This is a genomic window from Streptomyces sp. CNQ329 (assembly GCF_000482585.1).
Window position 1 is genome coordinate 23,945 of the sequence record NZ_AXVU01000035.1, and the last position, 21,654, is coordinate 45,598.

Annotated in this window: 17 protein-coding genes; 8 read left to right on the top strand and 9 right to left on the bottom strand. The window is 75.0% G+C overall.

From position 1 onward, the window contains the following. Positions 1–52: 52 nt before the first annotated feature. On the bottom strand, positions 53–958 hold the full coding sequence (locus I003_RS0122060; RefSeq protein WP_027773495.1) for a Gfo/Idh/MocA family oxidoreductase: 906 nt from the start codon (positions 956–958) through the stop codon (positions 53–55). Between the two features lie 104 nt (positions 959–1,062). After that, positions 1,063–2,073 (bottom strand): non-homologous end-joining DNA ligase, encoded by a 1,011-nt coding sequence (ligD, locus tag I003_RS0122065; protein WP_027773496.1) that lies wholly within the window; start codon positions 2,071–2,073, stop codon positions 1,063–1,065. Positions 2,074–2,122: 49 nt separating this feature from the next. Between ligD and I003_RS0122070 the strand changes: the two genes are divergently transcribed. Beyond that, complete coding sequence (locus I003_RS0122070; RefSeq protein WP_027773497.1) at positions 2,123–3,217, top strand: ATP-dependent DNA ligase; 1,095 nt, start codon at positions 2,123–2,125, stop codon at positions 3,215–3,217. Between the two features lie 201 nt (positions 3,218–3,418). Here the strand turns inward: I003_RS0122070 and I003_RS0122075 are convergent, their stop codons facing one another. After that, positions 3,419–3,964 carry a type 1 glutamine amidotransferase domain-containing protein gene (locus tag I003_RS0122075; protein WP_027773498.1) on the bottom strand — a complete coding sequence of 182 codons (546 nt, stop codon included), beginning with the start codon at positions 3,962–3,964 and terminating at the stop codon, positions 3,419–3,421. A gap of 241 nt (positions 3,965–4,205) precedes the next feature. Between I003_RS0122075 and I003_RS0122080 the strand changes: the two genes are divergently transcribed. Then, entirely contained in the window at positions 4,206–5,210 is a 1,005-nt protein-coding gene (locus I003_RS0122080; RefSeq protein WP_199784339.1) for a zinc-binding alcohol dehydrogenase family protein, read from the top strand. Positions 5,211–5,273: 63 nt separating this feature from the next. Here the strand turns inward: I003_RS0122080 and I003_RS0122085 are convergent, their stop codons facing one another. The 3 genes from I003_RS0122085 to I003_RS0122095 form a co-directional block, all read right to left on the bottom strand. Further along, positions 5,274–6,284: a DUF3048 domain-containing protein gene (locus I003_RS0122085; protein ID WP_027773500.1), complete on the bottom strand. Its 1,011-nt coding sequence runs from the start codon at positions 6,282–6,284 to the stop codon at positions 5,274–5,276. 66 nt (positions 6,285–6,350) lie between these two features. Continuing rightward, complete coding sequence (locus I003_RS0122090) at positions 6,351–6,800, bottom strand: hypothetical protein (RefSeq protein ID WP_027773501.1); 450 nt, start codon at positions 6,798–6,800, stop codon at positions 6,351–6,353. A 101-nt stretch (positions 6,801–6,901) separates the two neighbouring features. Then, a complete protein-coding gene (locus tag I003_RS0122095) occupies positions 6,902–7,381 on the bottom strand; it encodes a phosphatase domain-containing protein (RefSeq protein ID WP_486584336.1) in 480 nt (159 codons plus the stop codon). A gap of 81 nt (positions 7,382–7,462) precedes the next feature. Here I003_RS0122095 and I003_RS0122100 point away from each other — a divergent pair, with 81 nt between their 5' ends. Both I003_RS0122100 and I003_RS0122105 read left to right on the top strand, forming a co-directional pair. Continuing rightward, on the top strand, positions 7,463–8,755 hold the full coding sequence (locus tag I003_RS0122100) for a DUF4185 domain-containing protein (protein WP_027773503.1): 1,293 nt from the start codon (positions 7,463–7,465) through the stop codon (positions 8,753–8,755). 213 nt (positions 8,756–8,968) lie between these two features. Then, positions 8,969–12,355 (top strand): hypothetical protein, encoded by a 3,387-nt coding sequence (locus tag I003_RS0122105; protein WP_027773504.1) that lies wholly within the window; start codon positions 8,969–8,971, stop codon positions 12,353–12,355. A 158-nt stretch (positions 12,356–12,513) separates the two neighbouring features. Here the strand turns inward: I003_RS0122105 and I003_RS0122110 are convergent, their stop codons facing one another. Then, positions 12,514–13,698 (bottom strand): saccharopine dehydrogenase NADP-binding domain-containing protein, encoded by a 1,185-nt coding sequence (locus tag I003_RS0122110; protein WP_027773505.1) that lies wholly within the window; start codon positions 13,696–13,698, stop codon positions 12,514–12,516. A gap of 175 nt (positions 13,699–13,873) precedes the next feature. Here I003_RS0122110 and I003_RS0122115 point away from each other — a divergent pair, with 175 nt between their 5' ends. Genes I003_RS0122115 through I003_RS0122130 form a run of 4 tightly spaced genes read left to right on the top strand, consistent with a single transcriptional unit; the run spans position 13,874 to position 19,617 of the window. Further along, the gene (locus tag I003_RS0122115; protein ID WP_027773506.1) at positions 13,874–15,013 is read left to right on the top strand and encodes a CaiB/BaiF CoA transferase family protein; all 1,140 of its coding nucleotides are present in this window, start codon (positions 13,874–13,876) and stop codon (positions 15,011–15,013) included. Next, positions 15,010–16,152 carry an acyl-CoA dehydrogenase family protein gene (locus I003_RS0122120; protein ID WP_027773507.1) on the top strand — a complete coding sequence of 381 codons (1,143 nt, stop codon included), beginning with the start codon at positions 15,010–15,012 and terminating at the stop codon, positions 16,150–16,152. The genes I003_RS0122115 and I003_RS0122120 overlap by 4 nt, the downstream gene beginning before the upstream one ends. 13 nt (positions 16,153–16,165) lie before the next feature. Next, on the top strand, positions 16,166–17,401 hold the full coding sequence (locus I003_RS0122125; RefSeq protein WP_027773508.1) for an acetyl-CoA C-acetyltransferase: 1,236 nt from the start codon (positions 16,166–16,168) through the stop codon (positions 17,399–17,401). Between the two features lie 38 nt (positions 17,402–17,439). Next, positions 17,440–19,617, top strand: a complete 2,178-nt coding sequence (locus I003_RS0122130; RefSeq protein ID WP_027773509.1) for a 3-hydroxyacyl-CoA dehydrogenase NAD-binding domain-containing protein — start codon at positions 17,440–17,442, stop codon at positions 19,615–19,617. Between the two features lie 69 nt (positions 19,618–19,686). Here I003_RS0122130 and I003_RS0122135 read toward each other — a convergent pair whose 3' ends face one another. Beyond that, positions 19,687–20,721 carry an N-acetylmuramoyl-L-alanine amidase gene (locus I003_RS0122135; RefSeq protein WP_027773510.1) on the bottom strand — a complete coding sequence of 345 codons (1,035 nt, stop codon included), beginning with the start codon at positions 20,719–20,721 and terminating at the stop codon, positions 19,687–19,689. 159 nt (positions 20,722–20,880) lie between these two features. Beyond that, entirely contained in the window at positions 20,881–21,651 is a 771-nt protein-coding gene (locus I003_RS0122140; protein WP_027773511.1) for a MerR family transcriptional regulator, read from the bottom strand. Positions 21,652–21,654 lie beyond the last annotated feature (3 nt).

Here is a 21,654-nt window from a genome sequence, read left to right on the forward strand (position 1 = left end):
GTGTCCGGTTGCGCGGGCAGTGGAAGGAACGCGGGTGCCCGCGGCGGAAGGATCACGCACGCACGGCCGGCAGCCGCTCCTCCGCCGCGGCGAGGATCTCGGTCACGCGCAGCCCGAGGCGAACGTCGCGGGGGTCGGGCCGGCCGCTCCCGGCCGCCTCCAGCAGCGCGTCCACGGCCCGCACGAACGCGGGCACGGGACCGTCGTCGTCCCGCTCCGGCGCGGTCTGCACGCCCGGAGCGCCGTGAAGTTGCACGGTGACCCCGGACGCCTGCGGCGGGATGGTGTGGCTGAGGGTGCATGTGCTGGAGGCACCGGAGGCGTGCCGCAGCGCGAGGTGCACGGTGTCGCCCGGGCCGCGTGCGGAGGTGACGGCACCGGGAGCCGCCGGATCCACGTCCCCGAGAACCGGCAGCAGCATCGACAGGGCGTGCGGCCCGACGTCCCACAGCGCGCCCTTGTCGCCGCGCCAGGGCGACGCCGCGTACGGGCTGTCCGCTCCGGCGAAGACGGGCGAGAGCCAGTCGGCGCGGCCCAGCAGCCAGCCCTCCTCGCCCGCCCGGTCGGCCAGCCAGCGGCCGGTCTCCTCGCGGAACCGCAGCGTGAAGAAGACCACCGACGCCACCCCGGCGCGCTCCACCGCGGCCACCACCCGCGCGGCGGCGGCCACGTCGGTGGCGACGGGCTTGTCCAGCAGCAGATGGCAGCCCGCCGCGGCGGCCCGCTCCGCGAGCGGCGCCTGCACGTCGGGCGGCAGCGCGACGGCGACCGCGTCGCAGTCGGCGAAGAGGGCGTCCACGTCGTGGTAGGCGCGGGTGGAGAACCGGTCGGCGAGCGCGCGGGCCGCCTCGGGACGCCGGCCCCACACGCCGGCGATCTCCGCCCGCGGGTGTGCCTGGAGTCCGGGGCCGTGCGCACGCTCCGCCCAGGGGCCGGTGCCGAGGAGTCCGAATCGCATGCGCCGAGTCTACGATCACCCGTACGCCGCAGGCCGGGCGGCCCGTGTTCCCGACGTGCGGGTACGGAACCGGCGGCGCCGCCCCCGTCGTCGCGCACCCGCGGTCACTTGTCCGGGCGCGCCCGGCTGGGCTGCACGCGCTTCGGCTCGCCGGCCATCTTCGGATGGTCCGGCGGGTAGGGCATGTCGCCCTGGCCGTGGTCCCGCTCCTGGCGCTCCGACAGCTCCAGCAGCGAGGTGATGTCGAAGGCGTGGTCGTCCATGTCCGCGTGCACGTCGCCGACCTCGGCGAAGCGTTTCGGCATGGTGACCAGATCGAAGTCGTCCGGCTCGGCGTCGTCCACCTCCTCCCAGCGCAGCGGTGCGGAGACGGGCGCGTGCGGGTGCGGCCGTACGGAGTAGGCGGAGGCGATGGTGCGGTCGCGGGCCATCTGGTTGTAGTCGACGAAGACTTTCTCGCCGCGCTCCTCCTTCCACCACGCGGTGGTGACCTGCTCCGGCATCCGCCGCTCCAGCTCCCGCCCGGCCGCTATCACCGCGCGGCGCACCTGCACGAACGTCCAGCGCGGCGCGATCGGCACGAACAGGTGCATCCCCCGGCCGCCGGAGGTCTTCGGCCAGCCGGTGAGCCCGTGTTCGCCGAGGACGGCGCGCATCTCGTGCGCGGCGCGCACGGCGTCGGCGTAGTCCGTGCCGGGCTGCGGGTCGAGGTCGATGCGCAGTTCGTCGGGGTGCTCGGTGTCACCGCGCCGCACGGGCCACGGGTGGAACGTCAGCGTGCCGTACTGGGCCGCCCAGACGACCGCCGCCGGCTCGGTGGGGCACATCTCGTCCGCGTGCCGCCCGCTGGGGAAGTTGATGCGGGCGGTGGGGATCCAGTCGGGGGTGTTCTTCGGCGCCCGCTTCTGGAAGAAGGACTCGCCGCCTGTCCCCTCGGGGTAGCGCTCCAGGGTCGTCGGCCGGTCGCGCAGCGCCCGTACGATACCGTCGCCGACGGCGATGTAATACCGCGCGAGGTCGAGCTTCGTGTAGCCCTTCGCCGGGAAGAAGACCCGGTCCGGGCTGGACAGCCGCACGGTTCTGTCGCCCGCCTGGAGCTGAATCGCTGCACCCATGTGCGCAACGGTAAGGCGGATGTCCGAATCCCGCCTTACCGTTGCGCACATGGATCTGCCGGTGATGCCCCCCGTGAAGCCGATGCTCGCCAAGCCGCAGAAGAAGCTGCCGCCCGGGATGCTCTATGAGGCGAAGTGGGACGGCTTCCGCGCCATCGTCTTCCGCGACGGCTCCGGCGACGACGCCGTCGAGATCGGCAGCCGCACCGGCAAGCCGCTCACGCGCTACTTCCCCGAGCTGGTCGAGGCGCTGAAGGCCAACCTGCCCGAGAGGTGCGTCGTGGACGGCGAGATCGTCATCGTCCGCGGCGACCGGCTGGACTTCGACGCCCTCACCGAGCGGATCCACCCGGCCGAGTCGCGGGTGCGGATGCTCTCCGAGCAGACGCCGGCGAGCTTCGTCGCCTTCGACCTGCTCGCGCTCGGCGACGACTCACTGCTGGACACCCCGCAGTCCGAACGGCGGGCGGCCCTGCTGCGGGCGCTGGCCGACGCCGGGCCGCCGGTGCACATCGCGCCGGCGACGACGGATATGGCGGTCGCCGAGGAGTGGTTCGAGCAGTACGAGGGCGCCGGGCTCGACGGGATCATCGCCAAGCCGGCCGATCTGCCGTACCGGCAGAACGAGCGGGTGCTCGTCAAGGTCAAACACGAGCGCACGGCCGACGTGGTGCTCGCGGGCTTCCGCTGGCACAAGTCGGGGCCCGTGGTCGGGTCCCTGCTCCTCGGCCTCAACGACGACAAAGGCGTGCTGCAGCACGTGGGGGTGTGCGCGGCGTTCTCGATGAAGCGGCGGGCCGAGCTGGTCGAGGAGCTGGCACCGCTGCGGATGGACACGCCCGAGGAGCAGGCGACCCACCCGTGGGCCGACTGGGCGAAGGAGGAGGCGCACGAGTCGGCGCGGCTGCCGGGGGCGCCGAGCCGGTGGAGCGGGCAGAAGGATTTGTCGTGGGTGCCGCTGCGACCGGAGCGGGTGCTGGAGGTGGCGTACGACCACATGGAAAACGGGGCCCGCTTCCGGCACACGGCGCAGTTCCGCCGCTGGCGTCCCGACCGCACGCCGGAGAGCTGCACCTACGAGCAGTTGGAGGAGCCGGTGACGTACGACCTGCACGAGGTGCTGGGCACCCGGCCGCACCGGTGAGCGGCCCGTACCCCGGCGGCTGAACGAGCCGTCCTGGCCGGCGCCGCCGACCGGGCCCGCGTCAGCACCGGGGCGTCGTGACGGACGAAGGGTACGCGGCAGTGCGCCGCGGCGGAGGGTTGGGGAGCGTCCGCCGGGTCACCAGGACCGCGAGCGTCCGCCCGGGGCCGAAGCCGCGGGGCCCGGTCCTTCCGCGGTGCCTCAGCTCTGCGCGGTCTTGGCGAACTCCGTCAGGAACGCCTCGCTGAACGCCTTCAGGTCGCCCGGCTTGCGGCTGGTGATCAGCGTGTTGGGTCCGTCGCCGCAGATCTGGACCTGTTCGTCGACCCAGGTGCCGCCGGCGTTGCGGATGTCCGTCTGCAGGCTGGGCCACGAGGTGAGCGTCCGCCCGCGGACGACGTCCGCCTCCACCAGCAGCCACAGCGCGTGACAGATCGCCGCGACCGGCTTGCCCGCCTCGAAGAACTGCCTGGCGAAGGAGACGGCGCCCGGGTCCATCCGCAGGAAGTCGGGGTTGGCGACCCCGCCCGGCAGCACGAGCGCGTCGTACTCGTCGGTCGTGGCGTCGGCGACCGCCTGGTCCACCTCGAAGGTGTCCGCCTTGTCCAGGTGATCGAACGCCTGTACCCGCCCTGGCCGGGTGGAGACCAGCCGGGGGGTGTGGCCGGACTCCACCACGGCCTGCCACGGCTCGGTCAGCTCGACCTGTTCCACGCCCTCGGGGGCGACGAGAAACGCGATACGCATACGCGCACGTCCTTTCGACGATCATGGTGTTCACCGCTCACGGTGCGTTCTGCCGATGATCACCTCCGATGTCCTTCCCGGAGGGCGACCCGCGGGTACCCGGCGCGTCGTGATCCGACACACCGCGCGTCGCCGGCCGGGGCATCCGAGGTCGCACGGGGGCGCCCCACCCGGCGCGTCGTGGACCGGGGCAGCCGCGGGCCGCGAAAATGGGCGCATGGGAGCCACGCTGCCGACGGTCATGCGGGCCTGGGCCGTCACCGCGAAAGGCCGGCTGGAGCCGGTGGAGCTGCCGGTGCCGGAGCCCGGGCCCGACGACCTGCTGGTCCGGGTGGAGGCGTGTGCGGTCTGCCGTACGGACCTGCACGTACGCGACCACGACCTGCCGCCGCACAAGACGCCGGTCGTCCCCGGCCACGAGGCGGTCGGGGAAGTCGTCGCGGCCGGCGCCGCCGCCGAGCGGCGCATCGGCTCCCGCGTCGGCATCCCCTGGCTGCGCCACACCTGCGGCCACTGCCGGTGGTGTGAGCGGGGCCAGGAGAATCTGTGCCCCCACTCGCGCTACACCGGATGGGACGAGGACGGCGGCTACGCCGAGTACGCCGTCGTGCCCGCTCCGTACGCGTACGCGCTGCCCAAGGAGCCCGCCGCCGAGGACCTGGCGCCGCTGCTGTGCGCGGGGATCATCGGCTACCGCGCGCTGCGGCTGGCGGAGCTGCCGGCCGGCGGCAGGCTCGGGCTCTACGGCTTCGGCGGGTCCGCGCACCTGACCGCCCAGCTCGCCGTCGCGCAGGGCGCCGAGGTGCATGTGCGCACCCGCTCCCGGGCGGCGCAGCGGCTCGCGCTGGAGCTGGGAGCCGCGACGGCGGCGGGGGCCGACGAGCCGGCGTCGGAGCCGTTCGACGCGGCGGTGCTGTTCGCTCCCGTCGGCGCGCTGGTGCCGGTCGCGCTGGCGGCGCTGGACGCCGGCGGCACGCTCAGCGTGGCGGGCATCCACCTCAGCGCCATCCCCGAGCTGGACTACGAGCGGCACCTGTTCCGCGAGCGCGTGCTGCGCAGCGTCACCGCCAACACCCGCGCCGACGGCCGTGAGTTCCTGGCCGCCGCCGACGCCCACGGCGTGCGCGCGACGGTCACCCCGTACCCGTTCGACCGCGCGGACGAGGCCCTCGACGACCTCGCGGCGGACCGGGTCAGGGGAGCGGCGGTGCTGCGCATGCCGGCCGGCGGAACGCCCCCGGCCTGAGGGCCGCCGCGGCTGCGGCCGGTACGGATACGGGTACGGCGTGCCGGGCGCGTGGTGCCGCGGTCAGCCGCGCGGCACGTACACCACCCACACCTGCCCCTCGGCCAGCGGCATCGGCTCGCCGTCCGGCGTCGTGAACACCGTGCGGTCCGCCTCCGTCGGCCGGTCCCACTCCGCGGCGTACGCCCGGCCGTCGCGCAGCACCGTGGCCTCGCCGGAGCCGACGGTCTCGGTGAAGGGAGAGTTGTTGCCCCACCGGTCGCCGAACCCGCCCTGGCGGATCACCGTCTCCTGGAGCACCACCGTCGGCGGTGCGAGCCGCTCGCCGCCGCTGATCGCCGGCGTGCCGTCCATGGAGACCTGCCAACCGCGGCTCTCGGCCGACCAGTCGAAGGTGAAGGTGGCGGCGGGCATGTCCACGGTGCGCCGGCCGGTCTTCCGGCCGCCGGCCGGGGCCTCACCGGTCTCGTACAGCGACGCGGCGTCCATGTCCGTGAGTTCGGGGGCGGCGTCCGTGACGCGCTCGGGACGCAGATAGAGGTTGTGCGGGAGGGGCCGGTCGGTGCCGCGGAAGTACGCGCCGGGCAGTTGCTCGGGCGGCACCGGGCGCAGCGGGGCGCGGTTGATGGACGGCTTGAGCTTGGACTGCGCACCGGAGTACGCGAGGACGGGGTCGTCGTACTGCGCCAGCAGCTCCAGGTCCGTCTCGCGGGCACTGCGCACCGGCCCGACGACGTCGGGCAGGCCCGAGGCGTAGACGGCGAGGAAGCGGCTGAGGCCGGCCTCGACCCGCTCCACGTGCACGACGTCGGCCTGCTCCAGGCCGGTGTGCGGCCGGGCGGGCGCCGCGTTGTCCAGCTTCACGCCCAGCACCGGGCCCTCGCGCGCGGGTGGCTCGTCGCTGAGGGTGGGGGAGGGGGAGGGAGGCGCGGACGGGGAGGCGGGGGAGGAGTGGGTCCGGGACCGGTGGTCCGGCTCGTCTGAGCCGTCGGGCGACCGGGCGAGGAGCAGTGCCGCGACGGCGACCGCGGGCACCATGAGCGCCGCCCCCGCGGCCGCGTGCTTTCTGTTCAACGAACCCCCCACTCGGCGTACTACCGATGACCTACCCGCCGCCGCGGCCGTCCACCGCGGCCGGGTCTAGCGCAGGAGCTGATCGGCGACCACGAACGCGAAGCCGGCGGCCAGCACCGCCATCGCGACCCGGGTGCGGCCCGCGCGGCTGAGCATGATCGCTGTGCCGGAGAGGATGAGCGCGCCGCCGTAGAGCGCAAAAGTCAGCAGCGACGGCTCCCGGCGGAAGCGCACCACCATGGCGACCCCGACGGCCACCATCACCCCGGCGGAGGTCAGGGCCCGGACCCGGCGTGCCTGACGCGGGGTCAGCCGGGGCGGCGGCGGTTCGTCCTCCTCCTCGCCGTCGAGCGGATCGGGCAGGCCGGCCGTCTCGTCCGGGCCACCGGCGGCGGGCGTGTGGGGGTCGCCCGCGTCGGTGCCGGCCGCGCCTATGCCGGCCTTTCCGCCGTCTCCGGTCTTTTCGGTCTCGTCGAGACCCGTGTCGTCGATGTCGGTGTCGTCCCGGGAGGTCATGTGCGCCGAGCGTAGTCGCCCGGCCGCGGGACGGGAGGGGCGGGCCGCGATCCGCCCGGGATTCCCGGGGGCGCGGACGACGGCGGAGCCGGAGCTGCCGGCTACGTGCGGCCCTCCTCCTCCTGCGCCGTGCGCAGCGACTCGGCGGGCGGCATCCAGTCGGCCCGTACGACCCGGAAGCCCGCCTTCTCGTACGCCGCGCAGACCGGCTCGTCGTCGTCCACGACCACCGCCACCGTGCGCCCGCGGGCCACCCGGCGCAGCAGCTCCGGCTTCGCCACCCGGGCCGGCCGGCGGTCCCCGGCGCGCCGCATCCACAGCGGACCCTCGGGCAGGCCGTGCGCCGCGAGCCAGGCCACGGTGTCCCGGCGGGTGCGCTCCGGGCGGCCGGTCACGTAGCAGACCTCGCAGGTCTGCGCCCACCGGAGAGCCAGCGCCACGCCTTCGGGCAGCGGCGGGTCGAAGGGCGCCGCGCGGAAGAAGGCGTCCCAGTCCTTGGGGGAGGACTCGACGTGATGCAGCCGGTGCCGGGTGTCGGTGAGGGTGCCGTCAAGGTCGAACACCGCCAGGTCTCGCTTCACGCCGCCAGCCTACGGACGCCCGCAAGCCGCGTCCCACGGGGCACCTTACGGATCACCGGCCCCGCCCGTTACCGTGCCCCGATGGAGCGACGCCAGACCGCCGGTGCCGGGACAGCGCTGGCCCTGCTGCTCGTCGCCGGCCTCGTCGTCCTGCTCACCGACGACGACGGCGGCGGCGACGCCGGGGCCTGCACCGGGCTCGCCGTCTCGGGCTGGAGCGCCGACGCCGCGACGACGGACGAGTTCGAGCGCTACGGCAACGACGCCGCCCGCACGGACGACTGGACCGGCGGCGACGGCAACCACTCCGTCCGGCTGCCCGACGGCCGCACGCTGTGGCTGGTCTCCGACCCGTATCTCGGCCAGGTCCGGCCGCCGCCCAACCGGCAGGGCCAGCAGCACGCCTGGCGCGACACCTCCCTCGGCACCCCGGCCTGGACCCGCAACGCCGCCCTCGTCATGTCCGCGGACGGCCGTCTCGAACGCACCCTCCTGGGCGGCGCCCCCGGCGCGCCCGCCTCCCTCTTCCCCGAGCCCGGCGCCCCGGTGCGGCAGTGGCGCTGGCCGGTGCACGCCGTGGTGGAGCCGCGCGCGCCCGGCTCGTCCGAGCAGGTGCTGCGGGTCCTGCTCTGGCACCGGCAGGAGGCGCAGCAGCCGTGGATCTACGGCGTTCCGCTGGCCACCGAGGTCGCCACCCTCTCGCTGCCGGACCTGCGGCTGGAGGGCATCTCCCAGGTCGACGACCAGTCGCGGGTAGCCGACCCCGCCGACCGGCTCGTCTACGGGACGGCGGCCGTCCGGCGCGGCGGCTGGACGTACGTGTGGGGCGGCACCGACGGCCGCACCCCCGAGCAGGCCGAGCGCAGCTCCCGCGCGCACCTCGCACGCGTGCCCGCCGGGCGGCTCGCGGACCGGTCGGCGTGGCGGTACTGGGACGGCGAGCGCTGGGGCACGGAGGCGGCCCGCTCGCGGCCGGTGCTGGGCGATGGCGGACGCAAGGGCGTGGGCAGCGCGTTCAGCGTGGTGCGCCGGGGCGACACCTGGGTGCTGTTCACGATGGACGCGGGCGGGCCGGACGGGAGCGGGCTCACCACCGTCGCGTCCTACTGGGCCTGCCGGCCCCAGGGCCCGTGGCACGGGCCGGACAAGGCGTTCACCGCGCCGCTGCCCGAGGACGCGGCCGGCGGCTCCGGCGCCGCCGCGTACAACCCGCAGGCCCATCCCGGCGTCGGCTCCGGCGACGGGCTGCTTCTCGGCTACGACGTCAACTGGCTGGATGCCTCGGCGGCGACCGTCTCCGCTCAGGTGCACCGCAACGTCGCGCTGTACCGCCCGCGGTTCGTCCGCCTGCACCTCGATGCGGTGGAGCGGTGACGGACGAGGCGGCGGAACTCGAAGACGGCCCGCCGTCGGGCGACTTCTGATCCGGCCCGTGTCCTCTGGGCCTGACGACGGTGCGGCAGCCCGGTCCCGCGGTCGCCCCGCCCCGCGGCGTTCCGTTCGCCTTCCCGGGTCCCGCCGGCCGGCCCGCGCCGGGACGCGCGAATCCGCCGCCGGGGCGGGGCCGGCACGGAACAATGCAGTCCCATGCAGCCTCACGTCGACGACCTCATCCGCGCCCTCGCCCCCCTGCCTTACCCGCAGCGCCTGCGCGAACTGGCCCTCGCCGCCCGCGAGGCCACCGGGCGCGGCGAACTGGCCGCGCTTATCGACGGGTTGGCGGGGCACGGCGGGTACGGTCGCAGGCTTGCGGCGTTCGCCGCCCTCGTGGGGCGGGACACCGGCTTCCTCGGCGCCCGGCTCGCCGACCCCGACCCGGCGGTGCGCGCCCAGGGTGTGAAGGCCGTCCGGCGCGGGCTGGTGCCCGACGACGCGGTCGTGGCCGCATTCGAGGACGCGTCCGCCGCCGTCCGCGGACAGCTCGTCCGCGCGGTGGTCCGCGGCCGGCGCACCGCCGTCGCGGAGGCGCTGATCGGGCCGGTCGGCACACAGTGGGGAGACGCCGAGGCCGCGCGGCTGCTGCCCGCCTGCACACAGGAGACCGTACGCCGCCTGCTTCCGGCGCTCTGGCCCGCGCTCAGCGGCCCCGGCGTCCTCGCCGCCCGCCACCCCGCGGCCGTACTCGATGAGGCGGAGCGGCAGTTGGAGCTGCTGGCGCCCGGCGGCCGGGCGGCGTGGTGGAACCGGTACGCCGACGTCGTCGCGCCGCTCGCCGACCGCGCCCCGGAGCGCGTGCTGGAACTGCTGGAGCGGCACTGTCACGGCGGGCTGCCGCCGCTCGTGCACGAGCGGCTGAACCGCCTCGTGGCCGCAGACCCGGGCCGCACCCTGCGTCTGCTGCTCGCCCCGGAACGCCGCCGGGGGACCGCCGCGACCCGGCTCAGCCGCACCGTGCTGGACCGGCTCGTCACCGCCGCGCCGCCCGAGCTGCCCGAACTGGCCCGCCTGTGGCAGGAGAACACCTCCGCGCTCACCGATCTGCTGCGCCGTACCCCGCCCTCCCGCCGCGAGGCGCTCTTCGACGCCGCCATGGCCGAACGGGACACCGCCCGCGACGACTTCCCGCCCGGCCTGCTGGACGCGCTGCCCCGGGAGCGCCGGGCGGCGGAGGCACGCCGGATGGCGGCGCGGGCCCGCGCGCGCGACGCGCACCCCACGGTCGTGCTGCGCGCGGTGGCCTGCCTGCCCGTCGCCGAGGCCCGCGGCGAACTGCTGGCCGCGCTGCGCCGCCCCGACGCCGACGAGCGCGCCGAGGCGTACCGGCTGCTCATCGCCAACGCCGCGCGCTCCGGCCACCCCGAGGACGTCACCAGCGCCGTCCGGCTGCTGGCCGAGCGGCTGCGCAACGACCAGGACCCCGTGCGCTCCGCCGCCCTGGGACAGCTCGCCGGGACCCATCCCGCGCTCTTCACCTCCGACGCCGCCGACCACCTCCACGGCATCGCGGCGGACGCGATAGGCGCCCGGGACTCCTCCCCGGCCACCCGCGGGGCGCTGCGCACCCTGGCGGTCTCGCTGCTCCGGGAGCACGCCGCGGGCGGGCGGCCCGAACTGGTGAGCTTCTCGCTGCGGACGATCACCCGGCTCACCGGCCACACGGGGGGCGCCGACATCGGCCGGCTGGACACCTCGCTGCGCCGCGGCCAGGAGCACGAGGTCTTCGACGCCCTCGAACCGTGGCTGGAGGCGGGCGCGGACAAAGTCGACCACGGGCTGACGTTCGCGCTCGCGCGGGCCCTCGGCAGGCGCGCCTGGGGAATGCCCAAGCTGCAGGAGTACCTCTGGCAGGCCGTGCAGTTCGGCAACGACGCGACCGTGCGCACCGCCGTGTCGCTGTGGCTGGAGCCGCGCGCGGGCCGCGGCGAGCGCGTCGGCAGACTGCTGGCGCTGGAACCCTCCGCCGCGGTGCTCCCGCCGGTGTACCAGGTGCTCGCCCGCACCCGTACGGACCTGCTGGACGCCGCGCTCGGGGACACCCCGCCGTGGGGCCGGTTCCTGACCCCGCGCTCCTCCTGGGTCCCGCCCGTCGTCACGCCCGAGCGCTGGACGCCCGCCCAGCAGGCCGCCGCCGCCCGGCTGCTGGCCCGGGCCGCGGGCGACACCGGGCTCCCGCGGCACGACCGCGTACGCGCCCTCGCGGACGCCGCGCGCATCCCCGGCCAGGGCTTCGACGTCGTCTTCCGCTACACCGGTGCGCACGATGTCGTCCTCGCCGAGGCGGCGCTCGCCGCTCTGGTGTGGACCGACCGGCCCGAGGAGGCGCTGCCGCTGCTGCTCGCGCACGCCGGCGGCGACCGCGCCCGCGTCGCCGTGTACGCCGCCACCCGCGCCACCCGGCACGCGGCGCCCTCGCGCGTCGAGGCCGCCCTGCGCCCGCTGCTGCTGCCCGGCCCCGACGGGACCGGCGCCGGCGTCAAGGTCACCAGCCGCAAGGAGGCCGTCCGCCTCGCCGCGACCCGGCTGCCGGCCGAGCGCGCGGCGGCGCTGGTGACCGGCGCGTACGAACTGCCGGGACAGCACCGTGACGTACGCGCCGCGTGCGTGGCGTTCGCCGCCGGGCTGCTCGGCAGGCAGGAGATCTGGCGGATGCTGGAGAGCGCCGCGGCCGACGACCCGGAAGTGCGGCTCTCACTGCTCCGGCCGCAGCCGCCCGGCCTGCGCGAAGAGCACCGGCCGCGGTACGCGGGCCTGGTCGAGGCCGCGAGCCGCACCGACGATCCGCAGCTCGCCTGGGCCGCGTACACGAGCCTGGCCGTCTGGGCGCCGTGGTCGCCGACCGCGGCGGACGTGCTGTGCCGCGCCGTCACCGACCTCGGCAACCGCGGCACGTGGGAGCCGGCGGCCGAGGCCCTCGTCACCCTGGCCGTCAGCGCCCCCGCGGACGATCCGGCGCGCGAGCCCGTCGTACGCGCCGGGCGCGAACTGCGCGTCCGGGCCCCGGGCCAGCCGGACGCGGAGCCGGACCGCGATCTGCCCGCGCGCCGGCGCCTGGTCTCCCTCGTCCGGCGGCTGACCGGGCGGACGCGGACACTCCGCCCGCTGCTGCGACCCACGCTGCACGCGTTCGCCGACGTGCTCGCGGTGGACGACGACTTCGTGCCGCAGGCGGCGGAGCTGCGCACGGAGGCCATCGACCTGGAGGCCGGGGCGCCGGAGCTGACGGCGGCGCTGCTGGACCTCGCGGCGCTGCACGAGGGGCGCCCGGTCCTCGCCGAGGACACGGCCGGCAGGCTGGGACAGCGGCTGGACCGGGCCGCCGGTCCGGGGGCGCCGGAGACACGGGCGGAGGCGGCCCGCGCGCTGGCGGCGGCCGGCGGGCACGCCGAGGGCCTGTTCGCGGTCGCCCTCGCGAAGGACACCGGTGAACGCGCCGGCTGGCCGGAGCCATGGCGCGCCACGCTGCGGACGCTGCGCGCGCACTCCCAGCGGGAGGTGCGGGACGCGGCGCTCGCGGTGCAGACGGCGCAGGAGTAGGGCGTACGGACCGGGGACGCCGGGCTACGGGAGCGCGCGCGGCGGCGGGCGGGGCGCCGCAGCGGCCCGGGGCGGGCCGCCGCCGGACCCGAACCCGGCGCGGCGGCGGGGCCGTTCAACCGCGTCGGGTAGCGCCCTTCGCCGCGGGACCGCCGCCGCTACGGCGACGCGACCCGGACCCGGAAGCCCATCCCCGCCGCCACCAGCCGCTCCGTCAGCGCCTCGCCCATCGCCTGCGCCGTCGTGACCTGCCCCGACGTCTCCGGCAGCGGGTCGTACGCCAGCGACATCGCCGCCTCCGCCAGGATCTTCGCCGTTTCGTCGTACGCCGGGTCGCCGCCGCTGACCTCCGTGACCACCCGCCGTCCGCCGCCGGTGCCCACGAAGCGCGCGGAGAACCAACTGCGGGCGCGCCGCTCCTCGCTCGGCCCGGTGCCCGGCGCCAGCCGGGAGGCCATCAGCTTGCGCAGCGGCGGCAGTTGCGCCGCCGCGGCGAAGGCGCCGGCGCCGAGTACGCCGCCCGCGGCGACCGGCAGCCGCCTGACGGCGGCGTAGTGGCGGTAGCGGAAGTCCGGTCCGTAGCGCGGCAGGGCCGCCGCCGAGCGCGCCACCACCTGCGACTCCAGCGTCGGCAGCGGCAGTCCCCAGGCATGCAGCGCACGGTTGCGGGTCGGTGCGCCGAGCGGCGCCCGCACCCGGCGTTCCGTCACCCGCGACTCCCGCCGGCGGCGGGCCCGCGCCGCGCGCGCCCCCGGCAGCGGGCGGGAGACGACCCCGAGCGCCGACGCGAGCGTGCCGCCGGAGATCCCGCCGGCGGCGCGCAGGAAGCCGTCGATCCGCAGCGGCACGTCCTCCGGCAGTTGCTCGACGGTGTAGCGCACGCCGAGGTCGAACGGCGCGCAGTCGAAGCCGCAGGAGTGCACCAGCCGGGCCCCGGTCTCGCGGGCCCGCTCGTGGTGGCGTACGTACACCCGGTCGACGAACTCCGGCTCACCGGCGAGGTCCGCGTAGTCCGTTCCGGCCGCGGCGCACGCGGCGGCCAGCGGCTCGCCGTAGCGCAGGAACGGCCCGACCGTCGTGGCCACCACCCGGGTCTGCTCCGCCAGCCCGCGCAGTGCCGCGGCGTCCCCCGCGTCCGCGGGGAGCAGCGGCAGGTCGCTCCACTCCGGCCGGATCGCGGCCACCCGGTCGCGTACGTCCGCCAGCCTGCCGGGGTCGCGCCCGGCCAGCGCCCAGCGGCAGCCCGGCGGAGCGTGGCGGGCCAGGTACTCGGCGGTCAGGCCGCCGGTGAAGCCGGTGGCGCCGAAGAGGATGAGGTCGTGCGGTCGGGGCTCGTCTGCCATGGGAGACAGGGTGGTTCATCGGGGGCGTCCCGTCGACGCACCAGCGGCGGGTTTCGCTCGCGTGTCTGCGCCGGGGTTGTCCGACCCGCGCGGGCGGTCCCGTACTTGTGTCCACTGAAACGTGTTCTTATCATTTTCGGTGTTACACACGTGGTGTCACACCTCTGGGGGCTTGATGGGGAGCACGGGGCACGGCCCGCTGCACGGCGTACGCGTGGTCGAGCTGGCCGGCATCGGCCCCGGCCCGTTCGCCGCCATGCTCCTCGCCGACCTCGGGGCCGACGTCGTGCGGGTCGACCGGCCCGGCGGCCAGGGACTCGGCGTCGACCCCGCGCACGACCTCAACAACCGCAACAAGCGCTCCGTCGTCCTCGACCTCAAGTCCGCGGCGGGCGCCGCCGCCGCACTGGCCCTCGCCGAGCGGGCCGACATCCTCGTCGAGGGCTTCCGCCCCGGCGTCGCCGAGCGCCTCGGCGTCGGCCCCGGGGACTGCCTCGACCGCAACCCCCGGCTGGTGTACGGGCGGATGACCGGCTGGGGCCAGGACGGCCCGCTGGCGCAGACCGCGGGCCACGACATCGGCTACGTCGCCGTCACCGGCGCGCTCGGCATGATCGGCCCCGCGGACGGCCCGCCCGCCGTCCCCGCCAACCTCCTAGGCGACTACGCCGGCGGCTCGCTCTACCTCGTCGTCGGGGTGCTGGCGGCACTGCAGCACGCGCGCACCACCGGGGAGGGCCAGGTCGTCGACGCGGCCATCGTGGACGGCACCGTGCACCTGACCTCGATGATCCACGCCATGGTCGCCGCCGGCGACTGGCAGGACCGCCGCGGCGCCAACCTCCTCGACGGCGGCGCGCCGTTCTACGGCGTCTATGAGACCGCCGACGGCCGGTACATGGCCGTCGGCGCGCTGGAGCCCGCGTTCTACGAGGAGTTCGTCCGCCTCCTCGGCGTCCCCGGCGCCCTGCCGGACCGGGCCGAGCCCGCCGCGTGGGCGGAGCTGCGCGAGCGGCTGGCCGCACGGTTCCGGGAGCGTACGCGCGCGGAGTGGACCGAGGTCTTCGCCGGCTCCGACGCCTGCGTCGCCCCCGTGCTGTCCCTGCACGAGGCCCGTGACCACCCGCACCTCGCCGCCCGCGGCACCTTCACCGAGGAGTACGGCACCGTCCAGCCCGCCCCCGCGCCGCGGTTCTCCGCCACCCCCGGCGGCATACGCCGTCCGCCCGCACGCCCGGGTGCCGACGCCGCGGCCGTCGCCCGTGACTGGCGCGTCCCCGACCTGATCCCCGCCCCGACCCAGGAGGAGCGTTGAAACGCCGGCTCTACGGGCCCGAGCACACGGCCTTCCGCGAGACCGTGCGGACCTTCCTCGCCAAAGAAGTCACCCCGCACTACGAGAGGTGGGAGGCCGACGGCGTCGTCTCCCGCGACGCCTGGCTCGCCGCCGGGCGGCAGGGCCTGCTCGGCCTCGCCGTCCCCGAGGAGTACGGCGGCGGCGGCCACGACGACTACCGCTTCGCCGCCGTGCTGGCCGAGGAGTTCGCCCGGGCCGGCGCCGCCGGTCTCGCCGTGGGACTGCACAACGACGTCATCGGTCCGTACCTGACCTCCCTGGCCACCGACGAGCAGAAGCGCCGCTGGCTGCCCGGCTTCTGCACCGGCGAGCTGATCACCGCCATCGCCATGACGGAACCGGGCGCCGGCTCCGACCTGCAGGCCATCCGCACCACCGCCGAGGACCGCGGCGATCACTGGCTGCTCAACGGCGCCAAGACGTTCATCTCCAACGGCATCCTCGCCGACCTGGTCATCGTGGTCGCCAGGACCACCCCCGAGGGCGGCGCCCACGGGCTGAGCCTGCTGGTCGTCGAGCGCGGCGCGGCCGGCTTCGCACGCGGCCGCAACCTGGACAAGATCGGTCAGAAGGCCCAGGACACCGCCGAGTTGTTCTTCACCGACGTACGGGTGCCGAAGGGCAACCTGCTCGGGGAGCGTGACGGAGCGTTCGGCCACCTCATGACCAACCTGCCGCAGGAGCGGATGGCCATCGCCGTCGCCGCGGTCGCCGCCGCCGAACACCTGGTCGAGGCGACCACGGCGTATGTCAAGGAGCGCGAGGCGTTCGGCCGGGCGCTCGGGCGGTTCCAGCACATCCGCTTCGAGATCGCCGAGATGGCCACCGAGTGCGCCGTGACCCGGACGTTCGTCGACCGCTGCATCGAGGACCTGGCGGCCGGCGAACTGGACGCGGTGCACGCCTCGATGGCCAAGTGGTGGGCGACCGAGCTGCAGAAGCGCACCGCGGACCGCTGCCTGCAACTGCACGGCGGCTACGGCTACATGAGCGAGTTCCCCGTGGCCCGCGCCTTCACCGACGGGCGTGTCCAGACCATCTACGGCGGCACCACCGAGATCATGAAAGAGATCATCGGCCGCTCCCTGCTCTCCTGAGAGGCGCACCACCGTGACCACTACCGCAAGGCCGTCCGTCACCGACGCCTTCGTCTACGACGCGATCCGCACCCCGCGCGGTCGCGGAAAGGCCAACGGCGCCCTGCACGGGACCAAGCCGATCGACCTCGTCGTCGGACTCGTCCACGAGCTGCGCCGCCGCTTCCCCGGCCTCGACCCGGCCGCCGTCGACGACGTCGTGCTCGGCGTGGTCAGCCCGCACGGCGACCAGGGCTCCGACATCGCCAAGATCGCCGCCATCGCCGCCGGGCTGCCCGACAGTGTCGCCGGCGTGCAGGAGAACCGCTTCTGTGCCTCCGGCCTGGAGGCCGTCAACATCGCGGCGGCGAAGATCCGCTCTGGCTGGGAGGACCTGATCCTCGCCGGCGGCGTGGAGTCGATGTCGCGGGTGCCCATCGGCTCGGACGGCGGCGCCTGGTTCAACGACCCGATGACCAACATGGAGGTCGGCTTCGTCCCGCAGGGCATCGGGGCCGACCTGATCGCCACGCTCGGGGGCTACGGCCGCCGGGACGTCGACGAGTTCGCCGCGATGTCGCAGGAGCGGGCGGTCCAGGCGTGGAAGGAGGGCCGGTTCGAGCGCTCCGTCGTGCCGGTCGTGGACCGCGCCGGGCTGACCGTGCTGGACCGGGACGAGCACATCAGGCCGGGCACGACGGCCGACAGCCTGGCCAAGCTGAAGCCGGCGTTCGCCGACATCGGCGAGCTGGGCGGCTTCGACGCCGTGACGCTGCAGAAATACCACTGGGTGGAGCGGATCGACCACGTCCACCACGCCGGCAACTCCTCCGGCATCGTCGACGGCGCCGCCCTCGTCGCCGTCGGCTCCGAAGAGGTCGGCCGGCGCTACGGGCTCACCCCCCGGGCCCGTATCGTCTCCGCCGCCGTCACCGGCTCCGAGCCCACGATCATGCTCACCGGCCCTGCGCCCGCGTCCCGCAAGGCGCTCGCCAAAGCCGGCCTCGGGATCGACGACATCGACCTCATCGAGATCAACGAGGCGTTCGCCGCCGTCGTGCTGCGCTTCATCGACGAGATGGGCGTCAGCCTGGACAAGATCAACGTCAACGGCGGTGCCATCGCCATGGGACACCCCCTCGGTGCCACCGGTGCGATGATCCTCGGCACCCTCCTCGACGAGCTGGAGCGCCGCGACCTGCGCTACGGCCTCGCCACCCTCTGCGTCGGCGGCGGCATGGGCATCGCCACCGTCGTCGAGCGCCTCTGACCCCGTCCCGCCCCCCATACGGAGATCACCTCATCACCATGAGCCATACGAACACGATCCGCTGGGAGCAGGACGACACCGGCGTCGTCACCCTCGTCCTGGACGACCCGAACCAGTCCGCCAACACCATGAACGCGGACTTCATCCAGTCGCTCACCGCCGTCGCCGACCGGCTGGAGGCCGAGCGGGACGACGTACGCGGCGTCATCTTCGCCTCGGCGAAGAAGACCTTCTTCGCCGGCGGCGACCTCCACGACCTCATTCGCGTCGACCGGGAGCACGCCCGCGAGGCGTTCGACACCGGGATGGCCGTCAAGAGCACGCTGCGCCGTATCGAGACCCTCGGCAAGCCGGTCGTCGCGGCGATCAACGGCGCCGCGCTGGGCGGCGGCTACGAGATCGCCCTGGCCTGCCACCACCGCGTCGCCCTCGACGCGCCCGGCTCGAAGATCGGACTGCCCGAGGTCACCCTCGGCCTGCTGCCCGGGGGCGGCGGGGTCACCCGTACCGTGCGGCTGATGGGCATCACCGACGCACTGCTGAAGGTGCTGCTGCAGGGCACCCAGTACCGGCCGCAGCAGGCACTGGAGAACGGGCTCGTGCACGAGGTCGCCGGGACCGAGGACGACCTGCACGCCGCCGCCCGCGCCTTCATCGACGCCCACCCGGAGTCCCGGCAGCCCTGGGACGAGCCCGGCTACAGGATCCCCGGGGGCACGCCCGAGAACCGGAAGTTCGCCGCCAACCTCCCCGCGTTCCCGGCCAACCTGAGGAAGCAGCTCGGCGGCGCCCCGTTCCCCGCCCCGCGGAACATCATGGCGGCGGCCGTCGAGGGCTCCCAGGTCGACTTCGAGACGGCCCAGGTCATCGAGGCCCGCTACTTCGTCGACCTGGCCGTCGGGCAGACCGCCAAGAACATGATCCAGGCGTTCTTCTTCGACCTGCAGGCCGTCAACGCCGGCCGCTCCCGCCCGGTCGGTGTCCCCGAGCGGCAGGTGGCGAAGGTCGCCGTGCTGGGCGCGGGGATGATGGGTGCCGGCATCGCCTACGCCTGCGCGCGTGCCGGCATCGAGGTGGTGCTGAAGGACGTGTCGGTCGAGGCCGCCGAGAAGGGCAAGGCGTACTCCGCCGGACTGCTCGACAAACAGCTCGCCAAGGGCCGTACGACCCGGGAGAAGCGGGATGCGCTGCTGGCCCGCATCACCCCGGTCGCGGACCCTGCGGAGCTGGCCGGCTGCGACGCCGTGATCGAGGCGGTCTTCGAGGACACGGCGCTCAAGCACAAGGTGTTCCAGGAGATCCAGGACGTCGTCGCGCCCGACGCCCTGCTCTGCTCGAACACCTCCACCCTGCCCATCACGATGCTGGCCGAAGGCGTCGGCCGTCCGCAGGACTTCGTCGGGCTGCACTTCTTCTCACCCGTGGACAAGATGCCGCTGATCGAGATCGTCAAGGGCGAGCGCACCGGCGACGAGGCGCTGGCCCGCGCCTTCGACCTCGTGCGGCAGATCTCCAAGACCCCGATCGTCGTGAACGACTCGCGCGGCTTCTTCACCTCCCGCGTGATCGGCCACTTCATCAACGAGGGCGTGGCCATGGTCGGCGAGGGCATCGAGCCCGCCTCCGTCGAGCAGGCCGCCGCCCAGGCCGGCTACCCGGCCAAGGTGCTGTCCCTGCTGGACGAGCTGACCCTCACGCTGCCGCGGAAGATCCGCAACCAGACGCGCGCCGCCGTCGAGGCCGTGGGCGGGAGCTACCCCGTGCACCCGGCGGAGGCGGTCATCGACCGCATGGTCGACGAGTTCGGCCGCACCGGGCGGGCCGGGGGTGGGGGCTTCTACGACTACGAGGACGGCCGGCGCACCCGGCTGTGGCCGGGGCTCCGCGAGCACTTCACCAAGACGGACCAGGAGCCGCCGGCGCTGCACGAGCTCCAGGAGCGGATGCTGTTCGTGGAGGCGCTGGATGCCGTGCGGCTGGTCGAGGAGGGCGTGCTGACGTCCGTCGCGGACGCGAACATCGGCTCGGTCTTCGGCATCGGCTTCCCGGCCTGGACCGGGGGCGTGCTGCAGTACATCAACGGGTACGAGGGCGGGCTGTCCGGTTTCGTGGCGCGGGCCCGGGAGCTGGCCGCGGCGTACGGCGAGCGCTTCGAGCCGCCCGCGCTGCTGCTGGCGAAGGCGGACAGGGGCGAGCAGTTCATGGACGCCGTCTGAGCCGGCCCGGCCCCCGCCGCGCCGGAGCCGGCGGGCGGGGGCCGCGGTGGGGGGTGGGCCCGTGGTGGCTCAGCCGACCCGCATCGTGCGGATCGTGCCGATCTTGGCGTAGAGCTTCGCGCCGGGGCAGGCGGTCGGGTAGAGCCGGCGGTGGGACGTGACGCGGTGGACGGTGGTCGAGTCGCCCTTTCCGTACTTGCCGTTGGACTTCCCGGCGGTCAGTTTCACCTTGCCGGTACGGCTGTGTCCCGCGACGCCGAGGCGCCACGCGGAGAGCCGGGCCAGCGACTTGGTGACCTTCGAGGGGACGGACGCGGAGCCGTAGGTGCCGATGACCGCGGCCCCGCTGGTGTTCTTGTTGAAGCCGAGGGTGTGCGCGCCGGTCACCGGCTTGGTCACGCCGCCGCGACGGCCCTCGTAGATGCGGCCGCACTTGTCGACGAGGAAGTTGTAGCCGATGTCGTTCCAGCCGTTGGTGCGGGTGTGGTAGCGGTAGATCGCGCGGATGATCGACGGAGCCTGCGCGCACGAGTAGCGGTTGCTGTCCACGGTGTGGTGGACGATGAACGCCTTGGTCCTGCTGCCGTACGCGGGCGGGCCGTCGCGCCAGGACTCGTCGGCGCCCCACTGCCTCCGTGAGATGATCGCCGGCCGCGTCGCGGTCGTGGCGTACGCGGGCTCGGCGGGCACCCCCGGTCCGGCGGCGGCGTCGACCAGCTCCAGCCGGGCGCGGCCGGGCAGCGGCGCCGTGCCGCCGTCGGCGCGGAGCAGCCGGGCCTGAGCGGCATCGGAGTCGCCCACCCACAGCGGCGCGGTGGCGGCCCGCGCCGGGGCCGGCGCGCCGGGCTCGGCCAGCCGGGGCTGGGCCTCCAGCGACCGCCACGCCGTCCACGTGCCGGTGCCGGCGTCCCGGGTGCGTACCTGCGGCGTGCCGTCGAGCGTGCCGCCGGCCGGCCAGGAGACGCCGACGAGGCTGAACCGGTCGGCGTCCGGCTTCGCTTCGGGGCCGGCGAGGGCGCGGGGGAGGGCGAGACCCGCGGCGATGAGCAGGACGGCGAGTACGGGGACGGCCCAGCGGTGTTGCCCTGGGCTGCGTTCGCTCATGCTCCAACTCCTCGGCGCGGAGGGCGGTTCGCGAGTGCGACGCGGATGAGCATGACAAGACCGGCGGGCCCGGGCAAGAGCGGCCGCGGACTTCGCGCATGTCGTTGTGCAAAGACGGCCGGTCGGGACCTCACCGGTCACCGTCGGACGTGCGCAAGGTCACCCGGCGGGGAAGGACGCCCGCAACTCCGCCTTCATCGACCGCTGGAAGGCCGTCACGAGCGCCTGCACCACCATCGGCTGCATGTGCGCCGACAGCGACTTCATCGTCTCGACCTGCTCCGGGTCGGGGTCCGCCTCGCCGAACGGTTCCCACACCTCGTCGTGGAAGAGCCGGGTCAGCTCGCGGGCCACCGCGCGGGAGTGCTCCTGCACCACGTCCCGGGCGGCGCGGACGGTCTCCAGCCGGATCGGCACGTCGAGCAGCCGTACCCCGAGGTGGAGGACGGCCGGGTCGACCCGGAAGGTGTCGCCGCCGCCGTTCGCGCCCGGCTCCGCGTCGTAGGCGCCGGCGCCTCCCGGCGTGTGCTCCAGCACCCCCATCGCGGCCAGCCGCGCCACGTCGTCGTCGGTCAGCGACCGGCCCGCGCGCCGCTCCAGCTCCGCCCGGCTCACCTCCGTCTCCGCATCCGGCACCCAGGTCGCCACCAGTGCGCGGTGCAGCGCGTGGTCCGCGGCGCTCAGCCCGGGCGGCAACTGCTGCACGTACCGTTCGATCGCCGCCAGCGTCAGTCCCTGGTGCTGCAGCTCCTCGATGAGCGCGAGCCGGGACAGATGCTCCGGGCCGTAGCGCCCCACGCGCCGCGGGCCGATGACCGGCGGGGGCAGCAGCCCGCGGGTGGAGTAGAAGCGCACCGTGCGCACGGTGACGCCCGCGCGTGCGGCCAGCTCGTCCACGGTCAGCCCGGCCGCCTCCGTCTCCTGGGTCATGGT